The following is an 8,447-nucleotide window of genomic DNA, read 5'->3' as shown; positions in this document are numbered from 1 at the left end:
GGCGGGGGCGGTGGCCGGACGGGTGAGGGTCTGCGTCGTGTTCGTCATGCCGATGATGCTCCGTGTACGGCGCACCGCCCGGCATCGGCCGGGAAGAGACACATGATCTACGGCTGTCCGGGCACGCCCGCCCCTCCCGGTACCGCCCCGGGCGTAGGGGACGACCCTGAGGCGGACTAAGGGGCGTATTCGCGACCGACGCCGTCAGGGTCCGCGCCGCCGTCGAACCATTCGCCGGTGGAGCGGGTCCGCGGCGGCACGACCGGCCCCGCCGGCCTGGTCGGCGGACGGGACGCTCCTCCGGCCTGCCGCAGCCGGATCCGTTCCCGCAGCGCCGCCTCGACGCGCATCTCGTCCTCGGTCGGGGCCATCGCGATGATCGCCAGCAGGATGACCGACACCACGCCGATGCCGCCGATGAGCGGCATCAGGAAGTCGATGGCGGTCGCTCCGGTGGGCGCGGCCATGTCCTCGTGGACGGTGACCTGCATCGCCGCCATGCCGGTGTAGTGCATGCCCGTCACCGCGACACCCATGATCAGCGCGGCCCCGGCGGTCGCCCAGCCGCCCCGGATGCTCAGCGCGAACCAGAGCGCCACGGAGGCCGCCACCACGGCGATCCCCACCGACAGCGCCACCAGGCCGGACCGGTAGCCGACATGCCCGGACATGTTCATGGCCGCCATGCCCATGTAGTGCATGCTCGCCACGCCGACCCCCATGATGACGCCGCCGGTCACGATCGAGGCCGGGCCCGCGGCCCCGAAACCGACGATGAACAGCCCGATCGCGACGACCACGACGGCGATGGCGCAGCTCAGCATCGTGAGAGGCACGTCGTAGCGGATCTCGGCACCCGGGACGCTGAAGCCGAGCATCGCGATGAAGTGCATCACCCAGATCCCGGTTCCGCCGATCGACAGCGCCGCGAGGATCAGCCACGCGCCGCGCGAGCGGCCGGCGGAGCCCCGCGCCCGCGAGGTGCACAGCAGTCCGAGCAGGGAACCTGTGACGGACATGACATAGGCCAGGACGGGCGTCAGCAGCCCGTAGGAAAAGTGATGGACCTCCGCCATGTGACCCCCGGCATCTCCTTGGCGCGATCGGCGGCACAGCCTATCCGGATAACTTTCGTGGATCGGCGGTGCGCACCGGAAATGGCCACTCCTGGGCAACAGGCCGACCGATCGATGGCTTCGCGCGTCATCGCGGTCATCAAACTGGAGGCTGCAGTGGAAGTTGGGACGGCTGAGGCACCAGTGACGATGCGGCGAGGCGACGGGTCCCGGGCGGGTGAGCCGGTGGCGCTGCTGATCAGGCGAGGAGGCCGTGGCGGTCGGCCAGGTCGAGGGCGGCCTGGGCGGCGGGTGCGAGGAGGTGGCGTTCGCGCCGGCCGACGTAGCGGTACTCGTCCACCTCGCCGGTCGCCGCCATCGCGCCCCGGTAGGCCGCAGTGAAGCACGCCATGCGCACATGGGCATGGCGAGGCTGGTCGTGGGCGGGCGCGCGGACGACGCCGAGCTCGCGGAACGTGGCCTCGTCCAGTTCCAGGTCGAGTTCCTCGCGGACCTCCCGCGACAGCGCCGACCAGTCGTCCTCGCCCGGCTCGCGCTTGCCGCCGGGAAGGTAGAGCAGGTCGCGGCCGCGTGAGCGGACGGCGAGCATCCGCCCGTCCGACACCTGGATCCACGCGACGACGTCGAGGTCTTCCACGGCGGTCAGTCTGCCAGCCGGAACGTGACGGTACCCGGCCCGCGAACCTCGGTGCCCGGTTCGCGGAGGCCGAAGCGGTCGGCGGCGGAGCCCTGGTTGACCGCGAGGCCCAGCCGTCCGGACGAGTCGACCCACACAAGCGGCTCACCAGGGGCGACGCCGCCGAACGTCTCCTCGAACGTGACCCGCCCGGCGCCGCCCGGCCAGGACATCTCCAGCGGCGTGCCGGGCCCCAGCGGGCCGAACGCGGCGGCCAGGTCGTCCGGGCCCGCGTTCAGGATCAGGCTGCCGAAGCGGTCGGCGTACAGGATCGGGGCGGTCAGTTCGCCGGGCGCGACGGCGGGAGCCGGGACGTCCAGCGGCAGCGGCAGCGCGGGCACGCCGAACCCGGCCATGTCGACGCCGGTGGCGATGTGCGCGGCGGCGGGGGAGAAGATGTCGCGTCCGTGGAACGACGCCGACACGCCGGGCAGCCGGTACGCCGGGTTCTCCAGGACGTGTGCCCGGACGACACCGCCCAGCGCCTCCGCGGCCGGGACGAGCAGGCCGTTGTCGGGGCCGACCAGCACGTCCCCGCGCCCGGTCTCGACCGCGAGGGGACGCCGCCGCGTGCCGACGCCCGGGTCGACGATCCCGACGTGCACGCCGACCGGGACGTACGGCAGCGCCTGCCGGAGCAGCATCGCGCCCTCCACGACCGCGTACGGCGTGATCTCGTCGGAGAGGACAAGCACGGTCGCCGCTGGGGCGATGGAGTGGACGACGCCCGCGCAGATGCCGGTGTAGGCGGCTCCGAAATCGGTGGCGAGGCTGACGAACGGCCGGCTCCCGGGCATGCGCCGACCCTATCCGGCGTGCACGTATGCTCCGGGACGTGCGCGCCGAAGCCCTTGATCCCGTCCTGCTGCGGACGTTCGTCGCCGTCGCCGACCTCGGCTCGTTCACCGCCGCCGCGGCGGCCGAGGGCTACACGCAGTCCGCCGTCTCCCGGCAGATCGCGGCGCTGGAGGACGTGTGCGGAGTGGAGCTGTTCGCGCGCGGCGCGCGGGGCGTCCGGCCGACTCCGGCGGGGGAGTACCTGCTGCCGCACGCGCGCGGCCTCCTCGACCGGCTCGCCGACACCGCCCGCGCGCTCGACGGCCTGCGCCGCCTCGACACCGGGACGCTGCGGCTCGGTGCCTTCCCCACGGCGAACGCCGCGCTCGTGCCGCGGGCGCTCGCCCGGTTCCGGGCCCGGCATCCGGGCGTCCGGGCGCTGCTGCGCGAGGGCATGACCGAGCGGCTGCTGCCGATGCTGGAGGCCGGTGACCTCGACGTCGCCGTGGTCAGCACGCACAAGCATCCGTCCATCGCCGCGGACGAGCTGGTCACGCTCGCGGACGACGCGCTGCTCGTCGCGCTGCCCAGCACCCACCCGCTCGCCGCGCACCGCCGCGTCTCGCTCGCCGACCTGGCCGACGAGCCGTGGATCGTCGCCGACGACCCCGAGGCGGTCGCCACCATGCGCGCCCGCTGCGAGGTCGCCGGGTTCGTGCCGGAGACGCCGATCCGGGCCGCTGAGTGGATTTCCAAGCTGGGCCTGGTCGCGGAGGGGTTCGGTGTCACGCTCGTCCCGGCGCTCGCGGCCGCGGCGGTGGCGCGCGACGGCGTCGTCCTGCGCGGCGTGGCCCCCGATCAGCCGCGCAGGACCGTCTACGCCGCGGTGGGACGGCATGCGCGCAGGTCCCCGGCCGTCACGGCGTTCCTGGCGGACCTGCGGGACGTGGCCGGGGAACTGCGTCCCTGAGCTGCCGGTTCAGGCACCCGGCACGGCGACGAGTTCGACCTCCAGCAGGGCGTCCGGGTGGAACAGGCGGGACACCTCGACGGTCGTGCTCACCGGGCGGTGGTCCTTGAGGAACGGCTCCCGTCCGGCCACGTAGTCCGAAAGCAGGTCGATGTCGGTGACGAACGTCTGGATCTTGACGATGTCGGCGAAGCCCGCCCCGTGCGCGGCGAGGATCTTCCCGATGTAGGCGAAGGTGACCTCCGCCTGGCGCTTCATGTCGCCCGGCGCGTCGATCCTGCCGTTCTCGTCCAGGGCGACCTGCCCCGACACGTACAGCAGCGGGCCCGGCGTCACCAGCGCGGTGTGGGAGTAGACGGGCCTCGGCGGCGGGGGGACGCTCTCGGGATTGTCGAACGTGACGCGCATCCGTGAATTCCTTCTCGATGATTCCTGACGGCGATTGGCGATATGACGCTAAGCGCCGATCCGCCATGACACCAGCGAAGACTTCGCATGACCGCCATGCGCCCACGGCATGGCAGGCTGGCGTGGCAGGGCTAGAGCGTGAGGAGGACGGCCGTCGCGGCGAGGAGGATCGTCAGCGCGGTGGCGGTCAGGATGGAGGCGGGGTCGGCCGCACCGTCGCCCGCGGGAAGCTGGCGGCGGCGGAGGTGCAGGCTGGCCCTGCTCCGCCGGAGCTGCAGCGCCGCGCCGCCGCAGACGACGGCCGCCGCGACCGCGGCCCCGGACATCGACGGCGCGAGCCGCACGCACAGCAGCCCCGCGCCGATCAGGGCGAGCGTGGTGCGGGACCAGGCCAGCGCGGTCCGCTCGGGCTGCGCGCCCGGGTCCCAGAGCCTCACCGGGTCGCCAGGACGGCCACCAGCAGGACGATCGCGGCGGCGGCCAGCCCGTACGCCATGATCGGGGCGACGCCGGGCAGCGGGAGCGTCTCGGCGCGGCGCAGGGCGCGCTCGGTGCGCAGCCAGCGGCGGAACGCGAGCGCGGCGACCAGGGCCCCGGCCCCGGCGAAGCCGATGGCGAGGACGTGCCGGAGCGGCGCCTCGACCAGGTCGTCGGCGAGCGCCAGCCCGATCCCGGCGGCGATCAGCGCGAGCGCCGTCCGGATCCAGGCGAGGAAGGTGCGCTCGTTGGCGAGCGAGAAGCGCGGGTCGGGGTCGGTGCCCTCGGCCAGCAGGCGATCGGCCCAGCTGCCGCCGCGGGACCTCGAAGGCTGAGTGGTGGTCATCGTTGATTCATATTAGGCGATCAATGCAAATCCCCGACCGCCGGGATATGAATGCCAATTCCGACTTGTCATCCCTGAATTGGTGACGACACCGCAGGTCGGGGCCGGGCCCGGGCGGGGTCGGGGCGGTTCAGGATTTGCCGAAGCGGCGGGACGAGGCGTCCTCTTGGGCGAGCCGGTGCAGGGCCGTCAGAACCTGCTCGTACAGAACGGTCGAGACCAAAAGCGAATGGACGGTCCGGGCGCGCGGCGTCCCGGCGGCGACGCGTCCGATCTCGTGCTCGGCCACGTCCCGCGCGGCGTTCACGTAGGGGCGCAGGTCTCTCAGGGTGATCGGGAAGCCGAGGCGGCGCAGCGCCACGAACGTGTGGGCGAGCAGGTCGCGGGCGGGGGCTCGGTCGCCGACGTCCCAGCCGAGCTCGCGGACGAGGGCGTCCACGTCCTCGCGGGCGGCGCGCCAGTGCGGGTCGTGGGGCGCGGCGACGTGCGGGCCGATCGCGTGCTGCGTGGTGGCGAACAGGTCGTGCAGGCTGACCCGGTCGTCCTCGATCGCCGCGATGATCTGCTGGATCGCCGACACCGGCAGGTCGCCGACCTCGCGCAGTGCGCTGATCAGCCGCAGCCGCTCCAGATGGCGGCCGTCGTACTCCGACCGCGTCGCGCTCACCGCCGAGCCCTTCGGGAGCAGGCCCTCCCGGATGTAGAACTTGATCGTCTGGACCGTCAGGCCGCTCCGATCGCTGAGCTCGGAGATCTGCACCGTCGCACCCCCTTTGCCGGAGGTTAACGGTATCGGGGGCGGCCAATTAGATACCGTCACTATCCAATGGGTGTCCGAGTTATGGGGGTACGTCGGGTCAGGTCAGGGCGCTGTGGATCACCAAGGGCGGTTCACAGGGGCGGGTCAGGAAGCGGGTCAGGAAGCGGTGCGGCGCATCCCGTCCGAGATCTTCTCGGCGGCGGCGGCGACCGGGGCCGCGTGGAGGCGCCCGGGGGAGCGGGTCAGGCGCTCGATCGGCCCGGACACCGAGACGGCGGCGATCACCCGTCCGGCGGCGCCGCGGATCGGGGCGGAGACCGAGCCGACGCCCTGCTCGCGCTCGCCGACGCTCTGCGCCCAGCCGCGGCGGCGGACGGACGCCAGCGTGGCCGCCTCGAACTTCGCGCCGCGCAGCCCGCGGTGCAGCCGGTCGGGCTCCTCCCAGGCCAGCAGGATCTGCGCGGCCGAGCCCGCCGTCATGGGCAGCGCCGCGCCGACCGGGATGGTGTCGCGCAGGCCGCTGGTGCGCTCCGCGGAGGCCACGCAGACCCGGACGTCCCCCTGCCGCCGGAACAGTGAGGCGCTCTCGCCGGTCAGGTCGCGGAGCTGGGCCAGCACCGGCTGGGCGATCGCGAGAAGGCGGTCCTCACCGGCGGCGACCGCCAGCTCGGCGAGCCGCGGGCCGAGGACGAAACGTCCTTGCATGTCCCGGTGGACGAGACGGTGGTGCTCCAGCGCGACGGCCAGCCGGTGGGCGGTGGGACGGGCCAGCCCGGTCGTCTGGACGAGCTGCGCGAGCGACGCGGGGCCCGCTTCCAGCGCGTTCAGAACCAGAACGGCTTTGTCCAGTACGCCGACTCCGCTAGAGTTGTCCATGCCTTGATATTGCCGTCTCGTTATTTGAGATGCAAGTCGGAGGCGACCAGACGACCGACCGTCACACAGCGAGGTGGGGAAGCGATGGGCCGAACACTGGCCGAGAAGGTGTACGACGCGCACGTCGTACGGCGTGCCGAGGGCGAGCCGGACCTCCTCTACATCGACCTGCACCTGGTGCACGAGGTCACCAGCCCGCAGGCGTTCGACGGGCTGCGGATGGCGGGCCGCACCGTCCGCCGCCCCGACCTCACCATCGCCACCGAGGACCACAACGTCCCGACGACGGACCTGCTCAAGCCGATCGCCGACCCCGTCTCGCGCACCCAGGTCGAGACGCTGCGCAAGAACTGCTCCGACTTCGGCGTCCGGCTGCACCCGATGGGCGACGAAGGGCAGGGCATCGTCCACGTCATCGGGCCGCAGCTCGGCCTCACCCAGCCCGGCACGACCGTCGTGTGCGGCGACTCGCACACGTCCACGCACGGCGCGTTCGGCGCGCTCGCGTTCGGCATCGGCACCAGCGAGGTCGAGCACGTCCTCGCCACGCAGACGCTGCCGCAGATCCAGCCGAAGACCATGGCCGTCACCGTGAACGGCGCGCTGCCCGACGGCGTCACCGCCAAGGACCTCATCCTCGCGATCATCGCGCGGATCGGCACCGGCGGCGGCCAGGGCCACATCATCGAGTACCGCGGCGAGGCGATCCGCTCGCTGTCGATGGAAGGCCGCATGACGGTCTGCAACATGTCCATCGAGGCCGGTGCCCGCGCCGGGATGATCGCGCCGGACGAGACCACCTTCGAGTACCTCGCAGGCCGTCCGCACGCGCCGTCCGGCGACGACTGGGACCGGGCCGTCGAGTACTGGACGTCCCTGCGCACCGACGACGACGCGGTCTTCGACAAGGAGGTCGTGATCGACGCGGCCGAGCTGACGCCGTTCGTCACCTGGGGCACCAACCCGGGCCAGGGCCTGCCGCTCGCCGGGACCGTGCCCGACCCCGCCTCCTTCGACGACCCGGTCAAGCGGCAGAGCGCCGAGCGCGCCCTGGAGTACATGGGCCTGACCGCCGGGACGCCGCTGCGCGACATCGCGGTCGACACCGTCTTCGTCGGCTCCTGCACCAACGGCCGCATCGAGGACCTGCGCGCCGTCGCCGGCGTCCTGAAGGGCCGCAAGGTCGCCGACGGCGTCCGCATGCTGGTCGTCCCCGGGTCCATGAAGGTCAAGAAGCAGGCCGAGGACGAGGGCCTGGACGAGGTCATCTCCGCGTCCGGCGCCGAATGGCGCGAGGCGGGCTGCTCCATGTGCCTGGCGATGAACCCCGACAAGCTCACGCCCGGCGAGCGCAGCGCGTCCACGTCCAACCGCAACTTCGAGGGCCGGCAGGGACCCGGCGGCCGCACCCACCTGGTGTCGCCCGCCGTAGCCGCCGCCACCGCCGTGACGGGCCGCTTGACCGCCCCCGCCGACCTCTGAGGAACGAGCCATGGAAGCCTTCACCACCTACACCGGGCGCGCCGTCCCGCTGCGCCGCAGCAACGTCGACACCGACCAGATCATCCCGGCCGTCTGGCTGAAGCAGGTCAGCCGCACCGGGTTCGACAAGGGCCTGTTCTCCGCCTGGCGGGAGGACCCTGACTTCGTCCTGAACCAGCCCCAGTACGAGGGCGCGGGCGTCCTCGTCGCCGGGCCCGACTTCGGCACCGGGTCGTCCCGCGAGCACGCCGTGTGGGCGCTGCAGCAGTACGGCTTCCGCGTCGTCATCGCGCCGCGCTTCGGGGACATCTTCCGCAACAACTCCACGAAGATGGGCCTGCTGCCCGTCGTCCTCACCGGCGAGCAGGTCGACGACCTCCAGACGCGCGTCGAGAAGGACCCCGCGCTGGAGATCACCGTCGACCTGGAGAACCGCGAGGTCCGCTGGGACGGCGTGACCGCCGCCTTCGAGATCGACGGCTACACCCGCTGGCGCCTCATGGAGGGCCTGGACGACATCGGCCTCACCCTCCGCCACGCCGACGCGATCACCGAGTTCGAGACCACCCGCCGCCCCTGGTTCCCCACGACTGTCTAGG

Annotated in this window: 11 protein-coding genes; 3 read left to right on the top strand and 8 right to left on the bottom strand. The window is 72.6% G+C overall.

Features of this window, described 5'->3' with window-relative positions:
• Window positions 1-176 precede the first annotated feature (176 nt).
• The 3 genes from ETD83_RS20670 to ETD83_RS20660 form a co-directional block, all read right to left on the bottom strand.
• Entirely contained in the window at window positions 177-1,076 is a 900-nt protein-coding gene (locus ETD83_RS20670) for an MHYT domain-containing protein (protein WP_138646783.1), read from the bottom strand.
• A 238-nt stretch (window positions 1,077-1,314) separates the two neighbouring features.
• Complete coding sequence (locus tag ETD83_RS20665) at window positions 1,315-1,713, bottom strand: NUDIX hydrolase (protein WP_138646782.1); 399 nt, start codon at window positions 1,711-1,713, stop codon at window positions 1,315-1,317.
• A gap of 5 nt (window positions 1,714-1,718) precedes the next feature.
• Window positions 1,719-2,549: an SAM hydrolase/SAM-dependent halogenase family protein gene (locus ETD83_RS20660; protein ID WP_138646781.1), complete on the bottom strand. Its 831-nt coding sequence runs from the start codon at window positions 2,547-2,549 to the stop codon at window positions 1,719-1,721.
• Between the two features lie 38 nt (window positions 2,550-2,587).
• Between ETD83_RS20660 and ETD83_RS20655 the strand changes: the two genes are divergently transcribed.
• Window positions 2,588-3,499 carry a LysR family transcriptional regulator gene (locus ETD83_RS20655; RefSeq protein WP_329602912.1) on the top strand — a complete coding sequence of 304 codons (912 nt, stop codon included), beginning with the start codon at window positions 2,588-2,590 and terminating at the stop codon, window positions 3,497-3,499.
• 9 nt (window positions 3,500-3,508) lie between these two features.
• Here the strand turns inward: ETD83_RS20655 and ETD83_RS20650 are convergent, their stop codons facing one another.
• The 5 genes from ETD83_RS20650 to ETD83_RS20630 all read right to left on the bottom strand — a co-directional run bounded on the left by ETD83_RS20650 (window position 3,509) and on the right by ETD83_RS20630 (window position 6,366).
• On the bottom strand, window positions 3,509-3,907 hold the full coding sequence (locus ETD83_RS20650; RefSeq protein ID WP_138646779.1) for a RidA family protein: 399 nt from the start codon (window positions 3,905-3,907) through the stop codon (window positions 3,509-3,511).
• A gap of 131 nt (window positions 3,908-4,038) precedes the next feature.
• The gene (locus tag ETD83_RS20645) at window positions 4,039-4,344 is read right to left on the bottom strand and encodes a DUF202 domain-containing protein (RefSeq protein ID WP_138646778.1); all 306 of its coding nucleotides are present in this window, start codon (window positions 4,342-4,344) and stop codon (window positions 4,039-4,041) included.
• Complete coding sequence (locus tag ETD83_RS20640) at window positions 4,341-4,730, bottom strand: YidH family protein (RefSeq protein ID WP_138646777.1); 390 nt, start codon at window positions 4,728-4,730, stop codon at window positions 4,341-4,343. Before ETD83_RS20640 ends, ETD83_RS20645 begins: the two co-directional genes overlap by 4 nt.
• 130 nt (window positions 4,731-4,860) lie before the next feature.
• Window positions 4,861-5,490, bottom strand: a complete 630-nt coding sequence (locus ETD83_RS20635; RefSeq protein ID WP_131964332.1) for a MerR family transcriptional regulator — start codon at window positions 5,488-5,490, stop codon at window positions 4,861-4,863.
• A gap of 156 nt (window positions 5,491-5,646) precedes the next feature.
• Window positions 5,647-6,366, bottom strand: coding sequence for an IclR family transcriptional regulator (locus ETD83_RS20630; RefSeq protein ID WP_138646776.1), 720 nt, complete (start codon window positions 6,364-6,366; stop codon window positions 5,647-5,649).
• Between the two features lie 84 nt (window positions 6,367-6,450).
• Here ETD83_RS20630 and leuC point away from each other — a divergent pair, with 84 nt between their 5' ends.
• Together leuC and leuD are read left to right on the top strand one after the other, a co-directional pair.
• The gene (gene leuC / locus ETD83_RS20625) at window positions 6,451-7,848 is read left to right on the top strand and encodes a 3-isopropylmalate dehydratase large subunit (RefSeq protein ID WP_138646775.1); all 1,398 of its coding nucleotides are present in this window, start codon (window positions 6,451-6,453) and stop codon (window positions 7,846-7,848) included.
• A 10-nt stretch (window positions 7,849-7,858) separates the two neighbouring features.
• Window positions 7,859-8,446 carry a 3-isopropylmalate dehydratase small subunit gene (leuD, locus tag ETD83_RS20620; RefSeq protein ID WP_138646774.1) on the top strand — a complete coding sequence of 196 codons (588 nt, stop codon included), beginning with the start codon at window positions 7,859-7,861 and terminating at the stop codon, window positions 8,444-8,446.
• Window position 8,447: the final 1 nt, after the last annotated feature.

This window comes from Actinomadura soli (genome assembly GCF_005889715.1).
Classification (GTDB): Bacteria; Actinomycetota; Actinomycetes; order Streptosporangiales; family Streptosporangiaceae; genus Spirillospora; species Spirillospora soli.
Note: the sequence above shows the minus strand (reverse complement) of the source record. Positions and strands in the feature narration are given on the sequence as shown.